The following is a 26067-nucleotide window of genomic DNA, read 5'->3' on the forward strand; positions in this document are numbered from 1 at the left end:
GGGCCACCGACATCGAACGCCGCCCGATCGGGCGCCGGAGCCGGCCTGTGGATAAGTCGATTTCGCACAGCCGCATCGACCCACACACCCGGTCGTCGAGCGTCGCCCTTCGGGCAGAGTGCTGGCGGCGCTGCCGCTGACGACCCTCGACTATCGCCGCAGGCTCTCCCGGATATGGGCGTGCCTGGAGGCGTCGATGACGACACCGGCGCGGCGCAGGCCGATCGTGACGGCGCCGGCGAGTCCGTCGGGCACCCGCTCGAGCTCGACCTCGTGGCCGCGAAGAGCCATGGCGTCCACCACGCCGCGGCGCAGGCGCGGCTGGCCCGCGAGAACCCCGCCGGTCACGACGACGGGCCCAGGCAGGCTCGGAGCCATCACGGCTGAAAGAGTCGTGGCGAGACCAGCGGCAGCCTCAGCGAGGATCCCACGGGACGCCTCATCGTCGACGTCGTCGAAGGCGAACCTCGCCAGTTCCGCGAGACTGATGGCCGGCCCGCCGTACACGCGGACGAGCAGGTCCGTTACCGAAACGAGCCGCCGGCTCTCGTCACGCTGCCGACGTCGGTCCTCGTCGATGCCGAAGTGGTCGAGGACCTTCTGGGTCAGCGCTGTGGTGGGCCCGCGACCGTCGAGTTCCTCCAGCGCGGCGGTCGCCACACGCTGCCCGATCCAGAACCCCGAGCCCACATCGCCGAGCAGCCAGCCCAGCCCGTCGGCGGTGGCTGCAACGCCCCCCTCTTCGATGCGCAGCGCGGCAGCGCCTGTCCCACTGATCAAGACGTATCCCGACGTGCGATGCGTTCCCGCTTCAAACGCTGCGACCGCGTCGGATTCGACGTGGACGTCCGCGATGATCCCGTCTGATCGCAGCGACTCCGCCACCGATTGCTGCAGCGGGGTTGCCAGGCCGAGGCCGGCCATCGCGACGACGACGCCGTGCACAGTGGAGGCCGGGCGGTCGGCGTCCTCGAGGGCAGCTGCGATGCACTGGCGGATCACAGCGATCGCCGTCGGCATCCCTCGAGAGATCGGGTTGGCTCCACCCGCGCGGGCGTAGCCGATGCACGATCCGTCCGCGGTGACGACTGCACAGCGCGTGGACGACCCGCCCGCGTCCACTGCGACCCATACGCGAGTCGTCACGATACGCTCACGTGTGCCGCCCGGTGGGAGCGGTTGACGGCACAGGTGCTATGAAAGTATCTTTCATGTACTGCACCATACCCTGTACGAAAGTACCCGCAATGCCACAATCGGAGCCCTCTTCGTTCCCCGCCGAATTCGGCATGCGGGCTCGCCTGCAAGCTGCCCAGTCGCGCTTCTCGCCGTCGATGGAGAAGATCGCCACCCTCCTCCTCGAGAATCCAGAACTGCCCGTCAATCTATCCATTCTCGAGTTGGCAGAACGCGCCGCGGTCTCGGCGCCCACGATCACGCGATTCTGCAAGCTCATCGGCTACGGCGGGTACGTTCAGCTTCGAGTCGGCGCAGCGGCGGACCTCGGCCGCTCAGTGGGTCAGGACGGCCTGGCGGGGGAACCCGGAGCCATGGTGAACCCCGCGATGAGCGACCAGGAGCTGGTGCGAACGTTCCTTGCGACACACATCCAGGCACTGCAGGCCTCCGGAGATCTCGTAGACATGAGAAGTTTCCGCACCGCCGCCGGAATGATCGCGGCCAGCGTCCACATCGACGTCTATGGCGTCGGCGGCTCGAGCTCGGTCGCGAACGGGCTCGCCGAGAGGCTCTATCAGATCGGCATCAATGCGCGAAGCTGGAGCGACCTGCATCTGGGCATCATGAGCGCGTCCTCCCTCCACGCGACCGCTGTGGCCATCGGCGTCTCGGCCTCGGGTTCGACAGGAGAGACAGTCGAGATGTTGAGGATGGCCCGATCTGCGGGAGCCAAGACCGTCGCGATCACCAGCGACCCTCGGTCGCAGCTGGCTGATCTGGCCGACGTCGTGATCCGCACGGCGCCGGGAGACGATTACTTGGATCTCGGGACGCTGACCTCCTCGCACACGCAGGTGTTCGCCGCTGATCTGCTGTACCTGCTCGTCTCGTGGATCGATCCGGAGCGCTCGCAGCGATACGCGGAGAATGCCCGCGCGGCGGTGCAGCGGCACAAAGTGCTGGGCCGCAACCGGCGGCACCCGGTGGACTAGCAGCGGTCCGTTCGTCGCTGCGCTGAAACGGACCGGCCCTCACCTCGCGGTGGGGGCCGGTCCGTTTCCGGGTGATTACGCCACGCGGCTTCGTCGGCGCAAGACGTACACCAGCCCGCCCGCGACGAGGAGGAGCGCGCCGGCCAGCGCGAACGCCCAGGGCGACTGCCCTCCGGTGACCGCGAGGGCGCCGGCAGCCAGGACCGTGACGCCCACATTGATCTGGGGCAGTCCCGCTGCGGTGATGGCCAGCGTGTGCGCGCCCACCGCGAAGTCAGCCGGGACGGGCACCGAGAACGTCACCGTGCCGCTCGCATTCGCCGCCGGGATGCCTGTCACCGTGATCGGCTCGCTGAACAGCGTCGCGGCGACCTGCTGGCCGGGTTGGAGCTCCGTCAGCGTCACCGAGAGGGTGTCACCGCGCTCCACTCGTCCGCCGTTGCTCAGAGTGACGTTCGCCCAGTCGCCGCCGACCTGATCCCCGGCCGCCGGGTCCGCCCCCGGGTCGACCGGCGCGGGCGGCGCGGTCGGGTCTGCCGGCGCGGTCGGGTCCGTCGGCTCGGCCGGGTCCTCGGGGTCCGTCGCGTCGGCGACTTGGTAGAGCACCCCCTCCGACGCGGACAAGGTCCGGGTGAGGGTCTGCCCGTCGAGCTCGATCGGTGCACCGAGGCTTCCGTCCTCCCGGCTCACCTCGCGCAGCGCTCCGATGGTCTCGTCGAACGACAGTTCCATGCTCTGCTCGGCGGTGAAGCTGTTGTTCACCACGAACAAGTACTCCTCGCCGGATTCGCGATCGATCATCCGGGACAGGACCAGGTCGCCGTCTCCCTCCGACTGGACGAAGAAATCCGCCGGCACGGTGGGCTGTCCGTACGCCGTCCCGCTGAGGTAGACCTGCTCGGCATCCAGTCGCATGAGCGTGTCGCCGAGGGCCTGGATCTCCGAGTTGAGCTGCTTGACCGGTTCGTACAGGTCGGTCTTCCTCCCGTCGGCGGTCATGATCGCGTCGGTGAACGGCTCTCCGCGGTTCGTCGGCGTCCACCACGTGAAGTACGACAGCTGCTTGTAGCCGTAGGCCATCGCGACGTTCGCCTCGTAGCGGATCTCCGCCGGCACGGGGCGCCGGAGATTTCCAGGAATGCCGACGGCCTGCAGGTACATCGCGGTCTTCACTGAGTTCTCCAGACCCAGCTCGCGCACGGTGTTGAGGTTGGTGAACATGCCCTCGAGGTTCGTGTCGCCCTCGCGGAAGGGATACATGTCGTACATGAGGTAGTCCCGATCGTCGATCGATCGGCCGTTCGTGGCATCGATCCAGTCCTGCATCGCCTTGTCGTTGCCCGCTTCGCCCCCGTAGTAGAAGTACGGGAAGAAGTTCAAGTGCGGGTAAAGTTCGGGTGCCTCCTCGCGGACCGCGTTGAAGGCGGTCGCGTACGCGACGGCGTTCGACGGCTCATCGATGAGGTAAAGGCCCCCCACGCCCGGAACGTTCCGGTAGGTGTTCACCCACTCCTTCACCTCGTCGGCGGACATGGTCGCCAGGGATCCGGCGGTGCTGTCCTGAACGATGATCTGCATGTCGCGCTCATGAGCGAGGCGGGCCATCTCCAGGTTCACGTGGCGAGCAGACGTCTCGATCTGGTTGTTCTGCACGATGGTGATCCCGGCCTCGGCAAGGTTGTCGTAATGCTCGTCCCCCACGTAGTCGATGGTGGGCGGCCAGAATGCGGTGATCGCGAATTCGTCGCCGATGCGCTCGATGTCATCGCTGACCTCGACGGGGAGGCTGAGTGTCGTGTCACCGGCGGTGAGCGTCACCGTCGAGGTCCCGACCGCGACGGCGGTGACCGTGCCGTCCGCAGCCACGGTCACCACGCTCGGGTCCGACGACGCGACCGAGATCTCCGGCTGCGGTCCGACCACCGAGAACCAGTGCGCGTCGGTCGCCCCCGGGGGAAGCAGCAGCGCCGGCTTCTGCTGAATGACGCACGCGTTGCGCTCTCCGTAGACCTCCAGCTCGGAGATCTGGGCGAGGTAGCCGTCGATGCCGGAGGGGCCGTTGCGCACATCGACCTGCAGCCGCACGAATCGCGCGGCGGTGGGGTTCGCCAGCGCGAACTCCTGCGCGGTCGGCTGCACGCCCGGGTTGCCCGTGCTGGTCGCCACGGTGCTCCACGCGTCGCCATCCGCAGATACCTGCAGCCGGTAATCCCTCGGGAATGCCTTCTCGCGCGGCGCGACGACGAGACTCGTGACGTCGACGGTGCAAGCGAGATCGAGAGTCAGCGTGGCAGGGGCCGCCGGGTCCTGCACGCGATCGTAGGGATTCGTGCTCCATCCGGTGCCCCGGGAGCCGTCGACGGCGAGCGCCGCGGCCCACGTCTCGCCGGGCATTTCGTAGCTGCTGCTGGCCACGGCGACCGCCCCGCGCGCCAGGTTCTCCGGACCCTGCGGCTCCTCGGGCTCCTCAGGTTCGCTCGCGACGCCCTCGGCGAAGGCGGCGATCTCGGCCAGCTGGAGTATGCCGCCCTCGCGAGCGGAGCGCTTCGTCACATCCAGGCGAAGAGCGGATGCAGTGACCGGCGCCTCGAGATCGATGACGTCGGGCTCGGACACAATGGTCCACTGGTCGGGGTGGGTGACGCGCGTGCTCCAGACGCTCTCTCCGCCGTCGCCAAGCAGCGTGACGGTGTAGTCGATGGGGAAGTAGGCCCCGTAGAGGTCGCCACGCGGAAACACCACGACCCGCTCGATCGGTTCCGGCTCGGCGAAGTCGAGCTGCGCCCATCCGCCCGCATCCACGCCGGTGTCCGCGGCTACCCACAGGTTGATTCCTGAGATGCCGGGGTTGCCGTCGACGAGCTTGTCGGCCGGCCACGCCGCTTCAGAGTTGCTCACCGAAGCGGCGGCTGCGCGCGCGACGTTGATCGTTCCGGGTGGCGCATACGAGGCGATGTCGTCACGGCTCTCTGCGGCGGCGGGGAGCGCCGAGACTGCGGACGCGAGCAGCGTCGCTACCACGGCCATGGCGAGAGCCATGACCGTTCGTCGTGCGCGGGGAAGGGCAGGGGAATGCATCGATGGTCTCCGTCCTGAGGGGCTCCAGCGCCCGCATTACGTGGGAGCGTAGAGATGCTTTCATCTGGATGTCAACCGCATGAAAGTCAATTTCTTCAATCTCGAGGCGACCACCGTGGTTGACAGTCTCGTTTTCGGAAGATACTTTCATCATCAGTTCGACTTACTCGAAGTGAATTTCAATGAAAGGGGCGCAAGCCCGGTGCATGCATCCGCTGACTTCTCGGCACAGGTCGCCGACCGACTCCGTTCCCTCGACGCGCTGGCGCAGGCGGGAGGATTGGACGAGGCCATCGCCATCCTGGCGCGCACGATCGCCGACGGCGGAGTGGCCCAGGCCTTCGGCACGGGGCACTCCGAGGCCTTCGCCATGGAGATCGCCGGCCGCGCGGGCGGCTTCATCCCGTCGCACGCGCTGCGCCTCAACGACCTCGTCCTCACCGGGGCGTACGATCGCTCGTGGTTGGGTACGCCGGAGTTCGAGCGTCGCCCCGATGTGGTGGACACGCTGTGGTCGATGTACGACATCCGTCCGGCCGACTGCTTCCTCATCGCCTCAAACTCCGGTGCGAACGGGTCCATCGTCGGTCTCGCGCTGCGCGCCAAGGAGGAGGGGCACCCCGTGATCGCCGTGACGAGCTTGGAGCACAGCCGCGGCGTCGAGTCCAAGCACCCGAGCGGGAAGAGGCTCTTCGAGGTCGCGAACGTGACGATCGACAACCTGGCGCCTTACGGCGATGCGACGATCCAGATCGGCGACGGTCCGAAGGTGGGGCCCGTGTCATCCATCACGGCTGCCTACATCGCACAGCTGCTCACTCTCGGCGCGGTCGAGAAGCTGACCGCGGCGGGCACCGAACCGCCGATCTTCCTCTCGGCCAACATCCCGGGTGGCGATGCGCACAACCAGCGCATCGAGGCCCGCTACGGGCAGCGCATCAACCCGTTCGTCGCACCGGCCGAGGAAGCGGCGACGGCGTAGCCGGCACGGCGCGGCCAATAGCCGCCCACTCACCCACACCGACACACACCCGAAATCGAAAGGCGAAAGACTGTGAAGGCTCTTCCCAAATTCCGCGCCGCAGTGGGCGCGGCCAGCGCGCTGGCGCTCACGCTGGTGCTCAGTTCCTGTGCGGGGTCCGCATCCCCAGAGGGGCCGGCGGGCGAAGTCACTGCTGACAACCCGTTCGGTCTCGCCGCCGACTCGTCCATCGAGGCGGTGGTCTTCGAGGGGGGCTACGGCATCGACTATGTCTCCGCCGCGGGCGAGATCCTGCAGGAGAACTTCCCTGACGTGGATGTCAGCGTGAGCCCCTCCAACGGCATCGCCCAGGAGCTGCAGCCGCGCTTCGTCGGAGGCGACCCGCCCGACCTCTTCAGCAACGACGGCGCCGCACCCATCCCCACCGACACGATCATCGGCCAGCTCGAACCGCTCGATGACCTGTGGGATGCCGAGAACCTCGACGGCGTGAAGATCGCCGACGCGGTCTTCCCCAGCGTCCGTGACGACGGAACGTACGGTGACAAGTTCGTCGCGGCGAACTATGTGATGACCGTGATCGGCCTGTGGTACTCCAGCTCTCTGCTCGAAGAGCACGGCTGGGAGGTGCCGCATACATGGGATGAGCTGCTGGATCTCGGGGCGCAGGCCAAGGAGGAGGGGCTCTACCTCTTCACCTTCGGCAAGGAGGCGGCCAACTACTACGAGTGGATGATGCTGGACTCCGCGATCAAGGAGGGTGGCCTGGAGGTCATTGCCGACATCGCGAACCTCGAGCCCGACGCGTGGTCGCACCCCGCCGTCGTCGAGGTGTACGAGGCGATGGAGGAGGCGATCGCGGCCGGTTACATGATGCCCGGCGGTGCCGGCACCCAGTTCACCCAGGCGCAGGCGCAGTGGAGCCAGGACCAGGGGGCGCTGTTCTATCCGTCGGGAAGCTGGATCGAGAACGAGATGAAGGACGCCACGGCGCCCGGGTTCGATATGACGGTCGCGCCGTTCCCGACGGTGACGTCGGACTCCGCGCTGCCCTACTCCGCAGTGCAGGCGGGTGCGGGCGTGCCTTTCGAGATCCCGGCCGACGCGGAGAACGTCGCGGGGGCCAAGGAGCTGCTGCGCACGATGCTCTCGAAGGAGGCGGCGTCGCACTTCTCGGAGACGACCCTCGCTCCCACGATCGTCAAGGACACCGTTCCGGCTGACGGATTCGGCTCGACGGCGCTGGCGTCGACCATGAGTTCGATGGAGAACGCGGGCGACGACATCTTCAACTGGGTGCTGTCCAACAAGTACTTCCAGTACTACGGGATCGACCACGCGGTGCCGCTCCTGTCCTTCCTCAGCGGCGACATGACCGCGAAGGAGTATCTGGCGGAGGTCCAGGCGATGTCCGACAAGGTCGCCGCCGACGCGTCGGTCGACAAGGTCGAGTTCACCTTCTGAAGCTGCCGTGACTACCTCCCACACAACGGTCGGCCGCCCGCGGCCGCGGGCGGCCGACCGGCGCCGCACGATCCGCGTGCAGCGCGCCACCTTCATCGTGGCCTTCCTCGTCCTCCCGGTGACGGTTTTCGTCGTCTTCATCGCGAGCCCGTTCCTTCAGGCCTTCTATTACTCGCTGACCGACTGGCGCGGGTTCTCACAGGACATGAACTTCGTCGGCCTGGCGAACTTCACCTCCATGTTCGGCGACCCCGTCTTCCTAGCGGCTCTTCGCAACTCGCTGCTCCTGTGCCTCGTCCTGCCGACGGCGGTGCTGGCCGCCGCGTTCCTCATCGCCTTCACCGTCACGGCCGGTGGTCCGTCGGTCGGACATGTCCGCGGGCTGCGAGGCGGCGGTTTCTATCGCATCATCACCTTCTTCCCGTACACGATCCCCGCGATCGTGGTGGGCCTGATCTGGGCCCAGGTCTACGATCCGACCCGGGGTCTGCTGAACAGCGTCCTCACCGGACTCGGGTTCACGGAGTTCGCCAGCTTCGCGTGGCTCGGCGACGCCGACACCGCCATGGCGGCGTCGATGTTCGTCATCTTCTGGGCGCTCGTCGGCTTCTACGTCGTGCTCTTCATCGCGGCCATCAAGGGCATCCCCGGAGAGACGTATGAGGCCGCCCGCCTGGACGGTGCGGGGCGAGCCCGCACGGCATGGTCGATCACGCTCCCGCAGATCCTCGCCAGCATCCAGAGCTCGTACGTGTACCTGGGCCTTATGGTGATCGACTCCTTCGGCTTCATGATGGTGCTCAACCCGCAGGGCGGCCCGGCGTATTCGACCCTCACCCTGACGCAGTACCTCTACATGACGGCGTTCACCAAGGGACAGTTCGGTGACGCGACGGCGATGGGCGTCTTCCTCGCCCTCGTCATCCTGATCTACTCGGGGATCATCTTCGGGATCTTCCGACTGCTCGGCGGAGACAGAAGGAGAGGTGCCGGGGCATGACCATCACGCACACGGAGACCATCGTGCGGGCGGATGCTGCCGGCGCCCGCGGCATCCGGCGCACCGTGCCGCCCGAGCAGCGACGCGGGTCGATGCAGCGTCGGCGCCGCGCCGACATCGCGTACGCGACGACGGCACACGGGGCGCTGGGGATCTGGTCGCTGCTAATCATCGTCCCCTTCCTGTGGACGGTCATGTCCAGCTTGAAGAGCAGCAGCGAGATCCTCGCTTCTCCGCTTGCGCCTCCCACGACGTGGCGATTCGACAACTACGTCCGCGCCTGGACCACGGCGGGCATCGGCGAGTTCTTCTTCAACACCATCCTGGTCGTCGGCTCCGCGCTGGTCATCGTGATGCTGCTGGGGGCGATGTGCGCGTATGTGCTCGCCCGGTTCTCGTTCCCCGGCAACCGCGTCATCTACTACGCGATGCTCATCTCGATGTCGTTCCCGATCTTCCTCGCCATCGTGCCACTGTTCTTCACACTGCAGAACCTGGGTCTGCTGAACACATTGCCCGGCCTGACCGTCACCTACGTGGCGTTCGCCCTGCCGTTCACCGTCTTCTTCCTCTACGCCTTCTTCGAATCGCTCCCGCACGATGTCTACGAGGCCGCGAAGATCGACGGAGCGGGGGAGTGGCGCGCGTTCTTCTCGGTGATGCTGCCGATGGCGGCGCCGGGGATGGCCTCGGTGGCGATCCTGAACTTCATCGGCTTGTGGAACCAGTTCATGCTCCCGATCGTCCTCAACACGAAGAAGGAGAACTGGGTGCTGACCCAGGGGATGAGCGCGTTCGCGAGCAGCACCGGCCGGTCGGTGGATTACGGGGCGATGTTCGCCGCGGTGGTGATGACCATCATCCCCGTGCTCATCGTCTACATCATCTTCCAGCGCCGTTTGGAAGGATCGGTGTCGCAGGGCACCTTCCGCTGAGCAGTCGGAGGCTCGTCACGGACCTCGACCCTGCCGTGCCCGCCCCTCACGTATCCGCCCGCCTCACACCAACCCGGAGAACAGCCCCAGCTCCGTCGCCGCGCCACGCGCGACGAGGAAGCCGATGATCCCCAGGATCCACGCGGTGTTCTCGCGGCCCGTCCGCTCCATCCAGGCGGCCAGACGCGCGAGAGGGCGCTCGACGAGCGGCGCCGCGACGATGCGCAGCGCCAGGAGGACCAGCGCGGGAAGCACCATGACGGCGCAGTATGCGGCGAGGGCCGCGAAGCGCGTCGGCATCGGAAGCGGCGCTTCGGCCAGCATGCCCATCGCCACGAGATACGGGAGCATCGTCGCGATCTCGACCAGGCCCGCGCCGAGAGCGACGGCCATCACCGCGCCGCGGGATGCGCCGGGCGACAGCACCTTGTCGCGCCACCGCGACAGTTGCGTGCTCGTGCCGGCCGCGGTGGCCGTGGTGCGTGTCGCGCCCGGCGATGGGGCGGCGTCGGATGCAGCATCCGCGGGTTTCCTGGACGACCCCACGCCGATCAGGATCCCGGTCACCAGAAGTGCGCCGCCGACGACGAGCTGCGCGATCTGCCCGGCGCTCGACGAGAGGAAGTCCTGCGCCACATCGACGAGGTTCACCAGGCCGAGCGTGAAGAGAATGCCGACCGCGAGATAGAAGACGGCGATCGTGAGGAGGTACAGCGTCACGTGGCCGGAGCGCACACGCCCCGGCGCGAGCAGGAAGAACACCGGGATGAGCAGAGTGCCGACGCTCAGACCGTCGAGCAGGGCGAGCGCGCCCAGGGTGAGTGCGAGCGGCGCATCGGTGAGGGCGTCCATGTGACCACCCTCGCGGTCATCGAGCTCGGGCGGATCGGGCGGAAGAGCGAGCCGCCCCGGTGCCGCCTCATCCTTTCGACCGAGCGCGGCGGAGGGGTGGCGTGATTGCATGAGAGTGTGACCGAGAGGCAGGCGCTGATTCCCGCATCCGTCCGCGGGTGGGTGCGCGCGCACCGCTCTCTGGCCGACGCGATCGGCTACGCCGCGCTGGCCGTGCTCGCGTGCGCGCTGGGCCTGGTCGGAGTGTGGTCGCTCTTCTCGGTGCTGCCCGAGCCGGTGTCTCCGTGGTGGTCGCTCGCCACCGCTTTCCCGGCATGCGCGCTCGTGATCTTCCGGCGGAAGGCGCCCATCCCGCTGCTGTGCATCGCGCTGGTCATCTTCGTCGTCGATCTGCTGACGGTCGGCGGGGTCCTGACGCTCATCGTGGTGCTCGACCTGCTGTACGCGGCGACCGTGACGGCCTCGGCATCCACTCGTCGTCGCCTCTTGATCGGCATCGCGCTCGCGATCGTCGTGACGACCGCGGCAGCGCTCCTGCGCGCCGACGACCCTCGTATCGCGGTCTTGATCGGCCTGCAGCTGGGTGCTCTGGCCGGCACGGACTACTGGTACGCCACCGCGGTGGCGCAGGCGAACGAGCTCGTCGTGCTGCACCGGGCGCGTGCCGAGGACGCGGAGCGTCGCTCGGCTCTCGAGCGCGCGGAGGCGGTGCGGAGCGAGCGAGAGCAGATGGCGCGGGAACTGCACGACCTGGTCGCCGGCGACGTGTCGGCGATTGCGATCCGCGCGGAGGCGGCGCTGTCGATCCCGGATGCTCCGGACGCCGACCGTGCCGCGTTGCGGGCCGTGCGCGAGTCGAGCCTGCAGGCGCATCAGGCGCTGCGGTCGATGATCTCCGTGCTGCGCGCCGGGGATGGGGAGGTCGCGGCGCGGCGCCGCGGGTCGCTCCCCGAGCTGGTCGCCGACGCGGAGCGGCACGGGCTCACCGTCACCCTCGACGATGCCCTGCCGCCCCGCATCCCGTCGCCCGTGGACCAGGCCGTCACGCGCATCGTGCAGGAGGCGCTCACCAATTGCGTGCGGCACGCGGCCGGAGCGCGGGTGGACGTGGGGCTGGATGCTGACGGCGGCGAGGTGCGCGTGCGGATCGACTCGCGCGGCGGAGCGCCGGTGACCGCCGCGCCGGTGCGAGGCAGCGGCTGGGGTCTCGACCTGCTGCGGGAGCGGGCGCGCGCACTGGGCGGATCCGTCGACGCGGGACCGGTCGACGACGGCTGGTCGGTGCGCGCACGGATTCCCGTGGAGGTGCCGGCATGAGCGCGCCCCGGGTGCTGCTCGCCGACGATCACGCTGCGATCCGCGAGGCGCTGCGCATCATGCTGGAGTCGCACGGCATCGACGTGGTCGGCGAGGCGGCCGACGGCGCCGTCGCCATGCGCAACGCGGCAGCGCTGAGACCCGACGTGGTGCTCATGGATCTGCGGATGCCCGGCGTCGACGGCGTCACCGCGACGCGCGAGATCGTCGCCGCAGGATGGGCCGAGGTGCTCGTGCTGACGAGCTTCGACGAAGACGACCTGGTGGCAGGTGCGCTGCGCGCGGGTGCGGCCGGCTTCCTGCTGAAGACGGCGGATGCAGCGACCCTCGTCGACGCCGTACGTCGGGTGGCGGCGGGAGAGGGCGTGCTGGACCCGCGGGTCACCCGTCGGGCGTTGTCGCTCATCGCCCCTTCGGCCGGCGAAGGTCGTGCTCCGAGGCTGGAGATGCTCACCGAGCGGGAGCGCGAGGTGCTCGACGGGATGCGAGCCGGCATGTCGAACTCGCAGATCTCGGACGACCTCGGCATCTCCATCGCGACCGTCAAGACGCACGTGTCGAACGTGCTGTCGAAGCTGGGGGCGAGAAGCCGCTCCCACGCCGTTGCCCTCGCCGCGGGGACGGGGACGGGGGCGGGGGAGGCGGGGAGCAACTAGTCGGAATTGCAGCTGTCGGTCGCCCTGTCGCGCGTCGGAGCGCGTCGCCCACCGGTGACTCGGGCAATCCGCCGATGCTGGAGTGAGCCGAGCATCCGGCGCTTGACAAGCTCCCCGGTCGGGTGAGAACGTTTACACCACCCAGGTGGAATCGTTTACACCGCTCGAAGGAGAGCCATGGCTCGCGTCACGATCACGCAGGTCGCCGCCCGCGCGGGCGTCTCCGTCGCGAGCGCGTCGCGGGCGCTGAACGGTCTGATCGCGAGCGCCGAGACGGTCGCGAAGGTGCGGGATGCCGCGCGCGAACTGGGCTACGTCGCCGACGCGACTGCGCAGTCGCTCAAGCGCGGACGCACCCTGCAGCTCGGCTACGCCGTCGCCGACATCGGCAACCCCGTCTACGTCGAGATGATGGCCGCCATCGAGCGGGTCGTGTCGGCATCCGGCTACCGCCTGCTGCTGTCGTCCACCGGCACGGCGTCGTCGTCGGTCGACGTGGTGCGCGATCTCGGGCGCGGCTACGTCGACGGCCTGATCCTCTCGCCCCTCCGCGTGACCGACGAGCTGCTCGCCGCGCTCGCGGCCGCTCCCATTCCGCTCGTGGTGCTCGGGCGCCTCCCCGACTCCGCCGAGTTCGACACCGTCCGTGCCGACTCCCTCACGGCGATGCGGCTCGTCGTCGACCACCTCGTCGCGGCAGGACGGCGCGACATCGCGTTCGTCAACGGCCCCGCCGACACCACGCCGGGCGGGATGCGCCGGGAGGGTTTCATCGCGGCGGCGGCGAATCACCGCGATCTGCGCACGCGGCACATCGACGCATCCGACTTCACCATCGCGGCCGGCTACGACGCGGCGCTGCCGCTCCTGGACCGCACCGACCGGCCGACGGCCGTGGTCGCCGCGAACGACCTCATCGGCGTCGGCGTCCTGCGCGCCGCCGAAGACCTGGGCATCACCGTCCCCGCCGACCTCGCTGTGACGGGCGTGGACGACACGGAACTCGCCGAAGTCGTCCGGCCCGGACTCACGAGCGTGGACCTGGGGGCGAAAGAGCGCGGCCGCGCCGCCGCCGAGATGCTGCTGGCGCGCATCGCCGACCCCGCCCGGCCGGCGCACACGGTCACGGTGCCGCCTTCGCTGGTCGTGCGCGGATCGTCGTCGGCATCCGCCCCCTCCGCCCTGCGCCGACCTGAGCTCATCGATGAAGAGAAGGCCCACGGATGACCACGCTCGAGAAGACGAAGAAGTCCTCACCGCCGCCGCGCGTCCGGCAGATCGGACCCCGCGCCCGCGCCCAGCGCAGAGAGGCCATCGCCCTGGTCGGGCCGGCGCTCCTGCCGATCATCATCTTCTCGGTGATCCCGCTCCTCAGCGGTGTCGCCCTGGGGTTCACGGATGCGACGCTCGCGCGCAATGCCGAGATCAACTTCATCGGCCTCGGCAACTTCATCGACCTGGCGGGTAACCGGCGCTTCTGGGAGTCGTTCGGCATCGGCATCGTGTGGGCCGGGTCGGTCGCGCTCCTGACCCTGGTGAGCGCCATGGGCCTTGCCCTGCTGCTCAACAGCAACCTGCGGCTGAAGGGCCTCACCCGCGTGCTGGCCCTCATCCCGTGGGCGATGCCGCCGGTGGTCATCGCGATCGTGTGGCGCATGATCTACAACCCCAATTCCGGGCCCCTCAACGGCACGCTCAGCTGGTTCGGCATCCCCGGCGTCAACTGGCTCGGCGACTTCTCGACCGCGCTGCCCGCGGTCATCGTCGTGGGCGTGTGGGCCGGCATCCCGCAGACCACGGTGCTGCTCCTGGCCGGCATGCAGTCCATCGCGCCCGAGCAGCACGAGGCCGCCGCCGTCGACGGTGCCGGTGCCGTGCGCCGCTTCTGGCACGTGACCCTGCCGGCCCTGCGGCCCGTCATCATCGCGGTCACGGCGCTCGATTTCATCTGGCAGTTCAACTCCTTCGGCCTCATCTACGTGCTCACCGAGGGCGGACCCGGCGGCCGCACCATGATCCCGCCGCTGTTCACCTACCTCGAGGCGTTCCGCAACCGCGAGATCGGGTACGCGTCGGCCATGGGCAACGTCCTGGTCGTGGCGATCCTGGTGATCCTCTCGCTCTACCTGATCAACCAGTTCCGACAGAACAAGGCGGTCAGCAAATGACCACGAAACGGCCCCTGTACGCCACGGTTCTGATGTACCTCGCGCTGGCGGGGTACCTGATCTTCCTCGGCTTCCCGCTGCTGTGGCTGCTGTCGGCGTCGTTCAAGTCGACACAGGAGCTGAACTCCCTCGCGGTGAACCTCATCCCGCAGCAGTGGGACTTCAGCAACTACGCCTCGGCGCTGGAGCGCCAGAACCTGCTCACCGCCGCCGGCAACTCGATCTTCGTCGCCGTCGTGACGATGATCATCTCGGTGCTGCTGTCGATGCCGATGGCCTACGCCCTCGCACGGCTGAAGGGGAAGCTGCGCGCCGCCGGCACGGTGTGGATCCTCGTCAGCCAGGTGTTCCCGACGATCCTCATCATCATTCCGCTGTTCCTCGTGCTGCGGAGCCTGCAGCTGAACGACACCCTGTTCGGCCTCATCCTCGTGTACGTCACCTTCACGCTGCCGTTCACACTGTGGATGCTGCAGGGCTACGTCGCCGCGATCCCTCCCGAACTGGAGGAAGCGGCCGAGATGGATGGCGCGGGGCGGTTCACGATCCTCCGCACCGTCGTCCTGCCGCTGCTGGCCCCGGGCCTGGTGGCCACCGCGATGTTCACGTTCGTGTCGGCGTGGAACGAGTTCTTCCTCGCGCTCGTGCTCATCCAGAGCCCGGAGCTGTACACACTGCCGATCGCGCTGCGCTCGTTCCTCGGCGCCGAGGGGCAGACGCAGCTCGGGCCCCTCGCGGCCGGCGCGATCCTCGCGACCATCCCGTCGCTCATCATCTTCGGGATCCTGCAGAAGAAACTCACCGGCGGCATGCTCGCCGGGGCCGTCAAGGGCTGACCCTCCCGAGACGACGAACCAAGAGAAAGAGAAAGGCGATCATCATGAGAAGAATCCGGGGCATCGGCGCCGTCGCATTCGCGGGCGTCGCAGCCATCGCGCTGGCCGGCTGCCAGCAGGGCAGCGCCAACAGCGACGGGGGCGGAAACGGCGACGCCGTCACGCTGCAGTTCCAGTCACTGTCGGACCAGCCGACGACCCAGGCGGCGATCAAGGAGATCGTGGACGCCTGGAACGCCGAGAACGACGACGTTCAGGTCAAGATCGTCCAGGCCGGATGGGACGGCACGTACGACAAGCTGATCACCCAGTTCACCGGCGGCACGGCGCCCGACATCATCCACTTCGAGGCCAGCTCCATCGTCTCGTTCGCGGCCGACGGGTACCTCGCAGACCTGACCGACCTCATCGATGCGGACCTGAAGTCCGACATCTCCGAGGGCATCTGGGAGTCGGTGACCCACGACGACCAGATCGTCGCGTACCCCTCGACGCTGCAGTCGTACATGGCGTTCGCCAACGCCGACCTGCTTGCCGCGGCGGGCGTGGAGATCCCCTCCGGCGAGACCATGACGTGGGACGAGCTGCAGGAGATCGCCAAGGCGACCACCACCGGTGACCAGTTCGGTCTCGGCTGGGGTCTCGGCTCTCCGACCGCGACGATGATGAGCCTCTCGCTCGGCAACGACGGCGGGTTCTTCGAGGGCGAGGGTGAAGACGTCACCATCGAGGTGGGCGACGACGAGCTGGCCGCGGCCGAGCGCATCCACGAGATGGCCTACACCGACAAGTCGATCGAGCCGACCTCGCTGACGCAGTCGGGATCGGACGTGCTGCCCTCGTTCTACGGCGGCAAGGTCGCCATGACCGTGCAGGGCTCGTTCCAGGCGACGAACATCGCCAACGACGCCCCCGAGGGCTTCAACTGGGTGGCGCTGCCGCCGCTGGAGGGCACCGCTGGTGCTTTCCAGGCCGCGAACCCGCAGACCTACTCGGTGAACATCGACTCGGAGTACGTGGAGGAGTCGGCGGAGTTCCTCAACTTCTTCATGAGCGGCGAGAACCTCGCGAAGATCGCCTACGCCGACGCGCTCATCCCGTCCTCGGGGGCAGCGCGCGCCGAGGTCGAGGAGCTCGCCGGCGACGACGCCGCCTGGCAGCAGGTGCTCGCCTCCGGTGAGGGCCTTGTGGGCCCGCCCTTCCTGAAGGTGTCGAAGTACACCGAATGGAAGGACACGATCGCCACGCCCGCCTTCCAGCAGTACCTGGCCAACCAGATCGATCGGGACCAGCTCGCGACGCAGCTGACCGACGGCTGGGGCGACGTCGCCGGTTGATGACCTCGCGGGGGCGGGTCGGTCGATCCGCCCCCGCGACACCACGCGTGAACGAAGAGAGGGATCGAATGGACGTGTTGCACGATCGGGTGGCAGCAGTACTGGCGGGGGCCGCCGTGGGCGATGCGCTCGGCGGAGCGACCGAGGGCTGGACGCCCGAGCAGATCGAAGAGCGGCACGGCGGACGTGTCGAGGGGATCGTGGGCCCGTTCCTCCCCGACTGGCGCACGGCGCGGCCCATCGCGCCGTACCACAAGGGCGACGGGCACGTGACGGATGACACCCTCATGACCCATGCGCTGATCGAGGTGTACGCCAAGCAGCGGCGCCACCTCGACGCCTACGACGTCGCGAGCGACCTCGTCCCGCTCATGATCGGCGAACGCCGCTGGATCCCCGAGTTGGAGGATGAGGCGCTCATCCTGCAGCGCGTGTTCCTGGCCGAGAAGTGGCTCGTCATGAAGCTGCACTACGGCCACGCCGACCCGCGCGAAGCAGGCGTCGGCAACGTCGTGAACTGCGGCGCGACGATGTACATGGCCCCCGTCGGGCTCGTCCACATCGGTGACCCGCAGGGTGCGTACGCCGAGGCGATCGACATCGCCGGCGCCCACCAGTGGTCCTACGGCCGGGAGGCCGCCGGCGTGTTCGCGGCCGCGGTCGCCGCATCCGCCGCCCCCGGCGCGACCGTCGCCGACGTGCGCCGCGCCGTGCTGCAGGTCGCCCACGACGGCACCGCCGCGGCCATCCGCGCCGTCTTCGACGCCGTCGACGCCTTCCTCGCCGCCGGCGGATCCGACGACCCGCGCGAGCTCGGTCGCGTCATCCGCCAGGCCGTCGCGCCCTTCGACACCGTGGGGGAGCAGTACCGCTCGCCGGCGATGGACGCGCGGCTCCCCTCGCGCACGAAAGCGATCGAGGAGCTGCCCGTCGCCCTCGGCTTCGTCGTGGCCCACGACGGCGATTTCCGGGCGGCGGTGCTGGATGCGGTCAACTACGGCCGCGACGCCGACTCGATCGCGACGATGGCCGGTGCCATCTGCGGCGGCCTGCGCGGCAGCGCCGCCGTGCCGAGCGAGTGGGTGAGTGACGTGTCCACCGCCAGCCGTCTCGACCTCGACGGCGTCGTCACGGCGATGACCGACGTCGTCCGCGACATCGCCCGCGCCGACGCCGAGCGGGCGGCCGCACGTGCCGCCGCGCTCTCGACGCTGCTGGCCCCGGAGGCCGCGGCGTGAGACTGACCTGGGCCCAGCCCGAAGACCTCGTCCCCGCCGAGCTCGCGGCCCTCCGCGAGCAGGGCGTGCCCGAGGAGGAACTGCGGCCGATCGAGCGCCGGTGGGCGGACGCGGGTGGCGCGACGCAGCTGGCCCCGTCCGGCGCGAGCGCCACGCCGGCGCCCGCGGCGCTGCGTGCACTCGCGCGGACCGTCCTCGACGAACTGCAGGCGCTGCAGCGGCCGAGCCCGGACGAACCCGACGAGTGGGACGCGATCGAGGCGCTGCTGCCGCCCGAGCCGCCGGCGGCTTCGGGCAGTGCCGGGTTCGACCGCGTGCACGGGGCGTGGCTCGGGCGGTCGGCGGGGTGCCTTCTCGGTAAACCCGTCGAGAAGATCCCGCGCGAGGGCATCGAGGAGATCGCGCGCGCGACGGGCAACTGGCCGATCCGGCGTTACTTCACCGCCCGCGGCCTTCCCGCCGACATCGCGGCGCGCTGGCCGTGGAACCGGCGCTCCGCGCCGACCTCCCTCGTCGAGAACATCGCCGGGATGCCCGAGGACGACGACCTGAACTTCCCGATCCTGGCGCTCGACCTGCTCGAGCAGCACGGGACGGAGCTGACGACCGACCACGTCGCCGAGGCATGGCTCGCGGCCCTGCCCGCCGGCCGCGTCTTCACGGCCGAACGTGCGGCGTACCGCAACATCCTCGACGCGCGCCCCGTGCCCGAGACCGCGACCCACCTCAACCCGTTCCGGGAGTGGATCGGCGCCCTCATCCGCGCCGACGTGCACGGGTGGGCACATCCGGGTGATGTGCGGGCCGCCGCCCGCTCGGCATGGATCGACGCGCGGCTGAGCCACACGCGCAACGGCCTGTACGGCGAGATGTGGGCGGCCGCCCTCTGTGCCGCATCCCTCGTCGCAGACACCGCCGACGCCGTCCTGGACGCCGCCGACGCCGTGGTCCCGCCTGCCTCCCGTCTCGCGCACGCCGTGCGATTCGGGCGTGCGACCGGTCGCGCCCTCGCCGATGGCCGCCTCAGCACGGCGGACGCGCTCGACGCCCTGCACGCCGAGTACGCCGGCATGCACTGGGTGCACACCCTCAACAACGCCGCGCTCACGGCGTGCGCGCTGCAGGCGCACGGCCGCGATTTCGGTGCCGCCGTCGCGCTCGCCGTCGCCGGCGGCTGGGACACCGACTCCGTCGGCGCGACCGTCGGGTCGGTCGTCGGCGGACTCGTCGGTGCGGACGGCATCGGCGCTCAGTGGACCTCGCCCCTGCAGGATCGGATCGCCACCTCGATGCCCGGCGGTTCGCACCGATCCATCCGACAGCTCGCCGAGCGCACGTGCGCGCTGTGGGAGGTGGCGTCGTGAGCGTCGTCGTGGTGGGCAGCATCAATCAGGACGTCGTCGCCCGCGTCGACCGCATCCCCGCGCCCGGCGAGACGCTGCTGGCGTCCTCGCTCGTGCGCACGGGCGGCGGCAAGGGCGCGAACCAGGCCGTCGGAGCCCGCCGTGCGGGCGGCGCCGCGGTCGCGTTCGTCGGAGCCGTGGGGGCGGATGCCGAGGGAGAGACCCTCCGCGCCGCGCTTGTGGCTGACGGCATCGACGTCTCCGGTCTCGTGCGGACCGAAGGGGTCACGGGCACCGCGCTCATCTCCGTCGACGCCTCCGGCGAGAACACCGTCGTGGTCGCCGCCGGCGCCAACGCCGCCCGTGAGACGCTGACCGACGCACAGCGCGCGGTCGTCGCCGGTGCCGCGGTGCTCCTGACGCAGTTGGAGATCCCGGTCGCGCTCGTCCAGGATGCGGCCGCCTCCCGCGGCGCGGGAGCGTGGCACGTGCTCAACGCCGCGCCGTCGGCGCCGTTCACATCAGCCCGCGACGCGCTGCTGGCGGTCACGGACGTACTCGTGGTGAACGAGCACGAAGCCCTCGACGTGTCCGGAACCGGCGAGCTGGACGCCGCCGTCGCCGCACTCGCCTCGACCGTCCGGGCGCTCGTGGTCACCCTCGGCCGCCGCGGCTGCCTCGTGGTATGCGGCGACGAGCGCGCCGAGGTTCCCGCGCACGTGGTTACGGCCGTCGACACCACCGGCGCCGGCGACACGTTCTGCGGTGTCCTGGCGGCAGCGCTCGCCGCCTCCGGGTGTCGCCCCGACAGCGTCGACGTCGCCCTGCTCGTCGACGCCGCGCGGGCCGGAGCCGCCGCATCCGCCCTCGCCGTCACGCGCCCCGGCGCGCAGGATGCCGTCCCCACCGCCGGCGAGGTCGCCGCCCTCATGAAGGAGAGCCGGCCGTGAGCGGTGGATTCGATCCCCTCGTCCCGCGCGAGATCGACCGGCCGACGCCGGTTCCGCTGGACGTCGACGTCACCACTGGCGATGCGGCGACGAGGCTCGACGACGCGAAGATCTTCATCGCTCCGGCGGATCCCGCCGACCTCGACGCGTGGCGCGCGCAGCTGACCGCGTGGCGCGAGGGCGCCCGCGCTCGCCACGGCGCACCGACCCGCTACGACGACCCGGCGTCGGCGTGGGCGAGCCGGTGCTTCACGGTGGCGCAGGTGTGGCAGTGGGATGAGCTCTTCTTCGACTTCGAGGCGCAGCGCTTCACCCCCGAACGCTTCCTCGCCGACGCGCAGCGCCGGTTCGGCGGCCTGGACGGCATCGTGCTGTGGCACGCCTACCCCGTCATCGGCATCGACGACCGCAACCAGTGGGACTTCTACGCCGTCCCGGGTCTTGCCGAGGCCGCCGAGGTGCTGCACACCGCGGGAGTGGCGGTGTTCGTGGACTACAACCCGTGGGACGTCGGCACCCGGCGGGCGGGCGACGACGCGACCGAGCTCGCCGCGACGGTCCGGCGGCTCGGGGCGGACGGCGTCTTCCTCGACACCCTCAAGAAGGCCGCTCCCGACCTCGTGGCCGCGCTCGACGCAGCGCGCCCGGGCATCGGGCTGGAGGGGGAGTCGAAGCTCGCGACCGAGCGGATCGCCGATCACACGCTGTCGTGGGCGCAGTGGTTCGCCGACTCGGAGGTTCCCGGCGTCCTGCGGGCCCGCTGGTTCGAGCGCCGTCACATGCAGCACCACATCCGCCGCTGGCACCGCGACCACGCCGAGGAGCTGCGCTCGGCGTGGCTGAACGGGGTCGGCGTCATGGTGTGGGAGGTCGTGTTCGGCGTGTGGGTGGGGTGGAACGAGCGCGACGCGGCGACGCTCCGCCGCATGCTGCCCGTGCAGAGGGGCCTGCACCGCTGGCTCGTCGAGGGGGAGTGGACGCCGCTGGCCGTGCACGACGCCCCCGTCTTCGGCTCGGCCTTCGCGCTCGACGGCGTGACGCTGCTGTGTCTGGTGAACACGTCCGACGCCGACGTCGTGCACGAGCTTCCCGGCGGCGGACGGTACGTCCCGCTGCACCAACCCGGCGACGGGGTGTCGTCGGTGACGGTGCCCGCGGGCGGTGTCGCGGCCGTCGTCCGGGTGCCGGCGGATGCGGCGGTCCCGCCGATCGTCGACGAGGTGCGCGCCGCGCTGCTCACCGAGCCGCCGGTGGCGGATGCGTCCTTTCCGCACCGCCAGGCGCGGCGACTGCCCGCACCGGCATGGACGGGACCTGTCCGGGACGATGCTGAGGAGCCTCGCACCGTGACGGTCGCCACCGGCACGCACGTGCTGACGGTCCGGTTCCGCGCCCGTGAGACCGGCATGTACGAGGGTGCCCCGTACGTCGACGAGTGGAAGCCGCTGCCGCCGCGCCTGCACGACCAGCGCACGCTCGAGCGCGTCGCCGAGGTGCCGCATCCCGTGCGGGTCGCCGCCGCAGAGGTGAGCGAGGCGGAGTACGCCCGGTTCCTCGACGCGCTCGGCGAGCACACCGACGCGCGCGATCCCGAGCTCCCCGCGACCGGGATGACCTTCGCCCGCGCCCGCGCCTACGCGGCCTGGGCGGGCGGACGGCTTCCCACGGAGGACGAGTGGCAGGTCGCCGCATCCGATCCGGCCTTCCGGCGTCGCATGCCGGAGGTGTGGAACTGGACCGAGTCGGAGCACTCCGACGGACGCACGCGGTTCGTCATGCTCAAAGGCGGCAGCGCGCACCGCAGTGACGGCTCGGACTGGTACTTCGACGGCGGGGTGCAGGCACCGGAGTTCGCCGCGAAGCTGCTGCTGCCGGGGCTCGGGCAGGACGCGTCGCCGTCGATCGGATTCCGGCTGTGCTGGGGGGAGAACGCATGACCCCGCTCGACGGACTGCGCGTCATCGACGCCTCCACCCTGTTCGCCGGCCCCATGGCGGCGATGCACCTCGGCGACATGGGTGCCGAGGTCATCAAGGTGGAGCATCCCACCCGGCCCGACCCGGCGCGAGGGCACGGGCCGAGCAAGGACGGGCAGAACCTCTGGTGGAAGACCCTGGGGCGCAACAAACGCACCGTCGCGATCGACCTGCACACAGGCGACGGACGCGACGCGTTCCTCCGCCTCGCCGGCACCGCCGACGTCGTCATCGAGAACTTCCGCCCTGGGACGCTCGAGCGGTGGGGCCTCGGGTATGAGGAGTTGTCGGCGGAGAACCCCGGCCTCGTGCTGGCGCGCGTGACCGGGTTCGGGCAGATCGGGCCGTACCGCAGCCGGCCGGGCTTCGGCACGCTCGCCGAGGCGATGAGCGGGTTCGCCGCCGCGACCGGCGAACCCGACGGACCCCCGACCCTCCCGCCGTTCGGGCTCGCCGACGGCATCGCGTCGCTCGCGACCGCCTACGCCATCATGACCGCCCTGCATGCGCGCGGGCGCGACGGGCGCGGGCAGGTGGTCGACGTGGCGATCATCGAGCCGATCCTCGCGATGCTCGGCCCGCAGATCACGCGGTGGGATCAGCTGGCAACCGTGCAACCGCGCACCGGTAATCGCTCCACGAACAACGCGCCCCGCAACACCTACCGCACGGCCGACGGCTCCTGGGTCGCCGTCTCCACCAGCGCGCAGTCGATCGCCGAGCGCGTGATGGCGCTCGTGGGCCGCCCCGACCTCGCCGCGGAGCCATGGTTCGCGAGCGGATCCAGCCGCGCCGAGCACGCCGACGAGCTCGACGACGCGGTCGGCGGCTGGATCGCGCAGCACACGCGCGAGGAGGTCGTGGCCGCGTTCGAGCAGGCGCAGGCCGCCGTCGCGCCGGTGTACGACCCGTCCGACATCGTTGCGGATCCGCAGTTCCAGGCGCTCGGCACGATCCACCGCATCCACGACCCCGAACTCGGCGACATGGCCATGCAGGGGCCGCTGTTCCGCCTGTCCCGCGACGAGGCGACCATCGCGTTCTCCGGGCGCGCGCACGCCGCCGACACCGACGAGGTGCTGGAGTCGCTCGGCTACGCCGCGGAGGACATCGCGCGCCTGCGTGCGGAAGGATCGATCGCATGACCGGCCGCACTCTCGTCGCCCTGTATGCGCCCGCTGACCGTCCGGAGCGCTTCGGGAAGGCGCTGGATGCGGGGGCGGATGCGGTCATCGTCGACCTCGAGGACGCGGTGACGCTCTCGCGGAAGGCGCAGGCGCGGGAGTCGCTCGCCGACTTCGCAGCCGCGTGGACCGAACGCGGGGACCGCGCCCCCGCCGTGCAGGTGCGGATCAATGCGCGCGGCGCCGCCGCCCACGACGAGGACCTCGCCGCCCTCGCCGGCCTGCCCGCATCCTTCGGCGTCCGGCTCCCGAAGACCGAGTCGGCTGAGGATGTCGCCGCGATCCGATCCGCGCTGCCCGGCCGCGAGGTGCACGCGCTGCTGGAGTCCGCCCTGTCGATCGAGCGGGCGTTCGAGATCGCGACGGCCGGGGTGTCGTCGATCGCGGCGGGGGAGGCCGACCTCCGCGCCGAACTCGGTGTTCCCGCCGGGCCGGCGGGGGAGCCGGGGCTGGCGTGGTCGCGGGCACGCATCGTCAACGCCGCCGCGGCGGCCGGACTGCCGCTGCCGCTCATGGCCGTGTGGGCCGACGTGGCCGACCTCGACGGGCTGGAGCTGAGCTGCCGGGCCGGACGCGCGCTCGGGTACGCGGGACGCACCGCCGTGCACCCGCGTCAGATCGGGGTGATCCGCCGGGTGTTCACCCCGGGTGCCGACGAGGTCGCCCGCGCGCAGCGCATCGTCGACCGGGTGCGAGCCGCCGCCGCCGACGGCACCGGTGCGTTCGTGCTCGAGGACGGCACGTTCATCGACGTCGCGATGGTGAAAGCCGCGGAACGCGTGCTCGCCGCATCCGATCTCCCCGCCGACTGACCCCGATCGCACGATCGCAGAGCCGCGCCGGGTGCGGCATGCTCGTAGCCATGGCAGGTCTCCCCAGCGGCTTCGAGTTCGTGCAGCGTGGGGATCGCGTGGAGATCCGCCACCACGGGCGCCTCGCCGCGACGCTCCGTGCCGCGGCGGCGGCGAAGTTCCTCGACGACATCGAGCGCGGCGACCCGCAGCAGGTCATGGCGCGCGTCACCGGCAACTACAAGCGCGGCACTGAGCGCTCCACGTCGCACCGGCCCTGAGCTCGCGGTCCCGTGACCCCGGCAGGGGAGTCCCTGTCGAGCGTCCCCCGCGGTCGGCACACTGGGAGCGTGGCCACGACGACGTCGCATGTGATCAAGCCGCTCACCCCCGAGACCTTCCCGGCGTGGCTCGCGCTTGCCGAGAAGCACAACGGCGTGTGGGGCGGGTGCTGGTGCTCGTACTTCCACGGGGACACGGAAGAGACCATCAAGAGCGAGTACGACGGCCCGACGTTCAAGCGGCGACTCGTGGCAGAAGGGATCGCGCACGCCGCGCTCGTGTTCGACGGCGACGCCGCGATCGCGTGGTGCCAGTACGGGAGCCCGGCCGAGCTGCCGGGCATATACCACCGCAAGCAGTACGACGCCGGGGAGACGAACCCCGCGCCGTGGCGCATCACGTGCTTCTTCGTCGACCGCGACCACCGACGCTCGGGAGTGGCCCGCGAGGCGCTGGACGGCGCGCTCGAGTTGATCGCGCAGGCCGGTGGGGGCGAGGTCGTCTCGTTCCCGAACGAGCTGGCTCCGGGGAAGCGGACGTCGTCGTCCTTCCTGCACAACGGCACGAGGGCGATGTTCGAGAAGGCCGGTTTCACTTTCGAGCGTCACATCGGCAAGAGCAAGACCGTGATGCGCAAGACGATCCCGCCGGCCGCCGGCTGACACGCGGCCACGACCGACCGGTTCTGCCCGAGGATTGATTGAGCCGACGCATCGGATATGGCACAGTGTGCGCATCCGAAGTCCACGTGGACGCAGGGAGGGGTGGATGCCCCAAGAAGAAAGTCCGAAGAAGACGCGCCCGGGGTCAGACTGGTCGACTTTCTGGCCCTCGTTCTGGATCACGTTGCTCGGCACAGGGTTGATCGGTGGAGTGGTGGCCGCAGGAGTCGTGTTCCTCTCGGCTCGGATACAACAAGGCATTGCCGAAGAAGCCGCCGCGATCGCCACGTGCGACAACCCTCAGCAACTTCGCCTGGCCGACCGAATCGAGGCGGTCGCTACGAGCGAGCTCCAGTATGAGGACGCAAGCGGCCAATCCCTCAGCTACCCCGCGACACAACTAGTGGATGGAAGCCGCCAGACCGCGTGGATTGCCGGTGAAGCGGGAGGCGGCGTCGGAGCGCAGATCAGCCTCCGGTTGCCGGCGGGCGAAGACGTTCGGGTGATCTGCATCCTCAATGGGTATGCGAAGACGAATGATCTCTATGACGCCAACGGCAGCGTGCGCGTCCTGGAGGTGGCTACGGAGAACGGCGCCCGAGACGCGGCGCTCCCGAGAGTGACTGACGCCAACATCTTCGACTACCAAGCGCTGGTGTTCGCGCCCGGGATGACCCAGGAGATCCTGCTCACGATCCAAGCGTCCGACGTACCGGAGGCTTCCGCTGAGTTCGGCCCGACGTCGGCCGCGATGAGCGAGATCGAGATATGGGTCAAAGAGTGATGCGGCCGCCGGGGTTCCTTGCCGACGACGCACGCTACCAAAGCGACGTTCAGTCACTCTG

At 69.8% G+C, this 26067-nt stretch carries 23 protein-coding genes; 20 read left to right on the forward strand and 3 right to left on the reverse strand.

Going from position 1 to position 26067, the window contains the following annotated elements; genetic code table 11:
• Positions 1–150: 150 nt before the first annotated feature.
• Positions 151–1146, reverse strand: coding sequence for an N-acetylglucosamine kinase (locus tag E4K62_RS03790; protein ID WP_167747732.1), 996 nt, complete (start codon positions 1144–1146; stop codon positions 151–153).
• Between the two features lie 50 nt (positions 1147–1196).
• Between E4K62_RS03790 and E4K62_RS03795 the strand changes: the two genes are divergently transcribed.
• Positions 1197–2171, forward strand: coding sequence for a MurR/RpiR family transcriptional regulator (locus E4K62_RS03795; RefSeq protein ID WP_135063701.1), 975 nt, complete (start codon positions 1197–1199; stop codon positions 2169–2171).
• A 75-nt stretch (positions 2172–2246) separates the two neighbouring features.
• Here the strand turns inward: E4K62_RS03795 and E4K62_RS03800 are convergent, their stop codons facing one another.
• Positions 2247–5210 carry a discoidin domain-containing protein gene (locus E4K62_RS03800; RefSeq protein WP_167747733.1) on the reverse strand — a complete coding sequence of 988 codons (2964 nt, stop codon included), beginning with the start codon at positions 5208–5210 and terminating at the stop codon, positions 2247–2249.
• Positions 5211–5328: 118 nt separating this feature from the next.
• Between E4K62_RS03800 and E4K62_RS03805 the strand changes: the two genes are divergently transcribed.
• From E4K62_RS03805 to E4K62_RS03820, 4 genes are all read left to right on the forward strand, one after another.
• Complete coding sequence (locus E4K62_RS03805) at positions 5329–6231, forward strand: sugar isomerase domain-containing protein (RefSeq protein WP_135063707.1); 903 nt, start codon at positions 5329–5331, stop codon at positions 6229–6231.
• 72 nt (positions 6232–6303) lie between these two features.
• Positions 6304–7695, forward strand: coding sequence for an N-acetylglucosamine/diacetylchitobiose ABC transporter substrate-binding protein (gene ngcE, locus E4K62_RS03810; RefSeq protein WP_240742807.1), 1392 nt, complete (start codon positions 6304–6306; stop codon positions 7693–7695).
• A 7-nt stretch (positions 7696–7702) separates the two neighbouring features.
• Complete coding sequence (locus E4K62_RS03815; protein WP_135063710.1) at positions 7703–8695, forward strand: carbohydrate ABC transporter permease; 993 nt, start codon at positions 7703–7705, stop codon at positions 8693–8695.
• 92 nt (positions 8696–8787) lie between these two features.
• Positions 8788–9630 (forward strand): carbohydrate ABC transporter permease, encoded by an 843-nt coding sequence (locus E4K62_RS03820; RefSeq protein WP_135070875.1) that lies wholly within the window; start codon positions 8788–8790, stop codon positions 9628–9630.
• 63 nt (positions 9631–9693) lie between these two features.
• On the opposite strand, the gene E4K62_RS03825 is transcribed toward E4K62_RS03820, so the two are convergent.
• Positions 9694–10482 carry a GAP family protein gene (locus E4K62_RS03825; protein WP_135063713.1) on the reverse strand — a complete coding sequence of 263 codons (789 nt, stop codon included), beginning with the start codon at positions 10480–10482 and terminating at the stop codon, positions 9694–9696.
• Between the two features lie 117 nt (positions 10483–10599).
• Between E4K62_RS03825 and E4K62_RS03830 the strand changes: the two genes are divergently transcribed.
• The 15 genes from E4K62_RS03830 to E4K62_RS03900 all read left to right on the forward strand — a co-directional run bounded on the left by E4K62_RS03830 (position 10600) and on the right by E4K62_RS03900 (position 26006).
• Positions 10600–11799 (forward strand): sensor histidine kinase, encoded by a 1200-nt coding sequence (locus E4K62_RS03830; protein WP_240742808.1) that lies wholly within the window; start codon positions 10600–10602, stop codon positions 11797–11799.
• Entirely contained in the window at positions 11796–12455 is a 660-nt protein-coding gene (locus tag E4K62_RS03835; protein WP_135063716.1) for a response regulator, read from the forward strand. The genes E4K62_RS03830 and E4K62_RS03835 overlap by 4 nt, the downstream gene beginning before the upstream one ends.
• A gap of 177 nt (positions 12456–12632) precedes the next feature.
• On the forward strand, positions 12633–13682 hold the full coding sequence (locus E4K62_RS03840; protein WP_135063718.1) for a LacI family DNA-binding transcriptional regulator: 1050 nt from the start codon (positions 12633–12635) through the stop codon (positions 13680–13682).
• Positions 13679–14623 carry a carbohydrate ABC transporter permease gene (locus E4K62_RS03845; protein ID WP_135063721.1) on the forward strand — a complete coding sequence of 315 codons (945 nt, stop codon included), beginning with the start codon at positions 13679–13681 and terminating at the stop codon, positions 14621–14623. The genes E4K62_RS03840 and E4K62_RS03845 overlap by 4 nt, the downstream gene beginning before the upstream one ends.
• Positions 14620–15459 carry a carbohydrate ABC transporter permease gene (locus tag E4K62_RS03850; protein WP_135063724.1) on the forward strand — a complete coding sequence of 280 codons (840 nt, stop codon included), beginning with the start codon at positions 14620–14622 and terminating at the stop codon, positions 15457–15459. Before E4K62_RS03845 ends, E4K62_RS03850 begins: the two co-directional genes overlap by 4 nt.
• A 44-nt stretch (positions 15460–15503) precedes the next feature.
• A complete protein-coding gene (locus E4K62_RS03855) occupies positions 15504–16796 on the forward strand; it encodes an ABC transporter substrate-binding protein (protein WP_135063728.1) in 1293 nt (430 codons plus the stop codon).
• A gap of 68 nt (positions 16797–16864) precedes the next feature.
• Positions 16865–18034 carry an ADP-ribosylglycohydrolase family protein gene (locus E4K62_RS03860; RefSeq protein ID WP_135063730.1) on the forward strand — a complete coding sequence of 390 codons (1170 nt, stop codon included), beginning with the start codon at positions 16865–16867 and terminating at the stop codon, positions 18032–18034.
• Complete coding sequence (locus tag E4K62_RS03865; protein WP_135063735.1) at positions 18031–19398, forward strand: ADP-ribosylglycohydrolase family protein; 1368 nt, start codon at positions 18031–18033, stop codon at positions 19396–19398. The genes E4K62_RS03860 and E4K62_RS03865 overlap by 4 nt, the downstream gene beginning before the upstream one ends.
• Positions 19395–20327, forward strand: coding sequence for a ribokinase (locus E4K62_RS03870; protein ID WP_135063738.1), 933 nt, complete (start codon positions 19395–19397; stop codon positions 20325–20327). Before E4K62_RS03865 ends, E4K62_RS03870 begins: the two co-directional genes overlap by 4 nt.
• Complete coding sequence (locus E4K62_RS03875) at positions 20324–22264, forward strand: SUMF1/EgtB/PvdO family nonheme iron enzyme (RefSeq protein WP_135063741.1); 1941 nt, start codon at positions 20324–20326, stop codon at positions 22262–22264. Before E4K62_RS03870 ends, E4K62_RS03875 begins: the two co-directional genes overlap by 4 nt.
• Positions 22261–23448 (forward strand): CaiB/BaiF CoA transferase family protein, encoded by a 1188-nt coding sequence (locus E4K62_RS03880; protein ID WP_135063744.1) that lies wholly within the window; start codon positions 22261–22263, stop codon positions 23446–23448. Before E4K62_RS03875 ends, E4K62_RS03880 begins: the two co-directional genes overlap by 4 nt.
• The gene (locus E4K62_RS03885; RefSeq protein ID WP_135063747.1) at positions 23445–24299 is read left to right on the forward strand and encodes an HpcH/HpaI aldolase/citrate lyase family protein; all 855 of its coding nucleotides are present in this window, start codon (positions 23445–23447) and stop codon (positions 24297–24299) included. The genes E4K62_RS03880 and E4K62_RS03885 overlap by 4 nt, the downstream gene beginning before the upstream one ends.
• Positions 24300–24349: 50 nt before the next feature.
• Positions 24350–24559: a hypothetical protein gene (locus tag E4K62_RS03890; protein ID WP_135063750.1), complete on the forward strand. Its 210-nt coding sequence runs from the start codon at positions 24350–24352 to the stop codon at positions 24557–24559.
• 69 nt (positions 24560–24628) lie between these two features.
• Positions 24629–25222: an N-acetyltransferase gene (locus E4K62_RS03895; protein WP_135063753.1), complete on the forward strand. Its 594-nt coding sequence runs from the start codon at positions 24629–24631 to the stop codon at positions 25220–25222.
• A gap of 106 nt (positions 25223–25328) precedes the next feature.
• A complete protein-coding gene (locus E4K62_RS03900) occupies positions 25329–26006 on the forward strand; it encodes an NADase-type glycan-binding domain-containing protein (protein WP_135063756.1) in 678 nt (225 codons plus the stop codon).
• Positions 26007–26067 lie beyond the last annotated feature (61 nt).

This window comes from Microbacterium wangchenii (genome assembly GCF_004564355.1).
Lineage (GTDB): Bacteria > Actinomycetota > Actinomycetes > Actinomycetales > Microbacteriaceae > Microbacterium > Microbacterium wangchenii.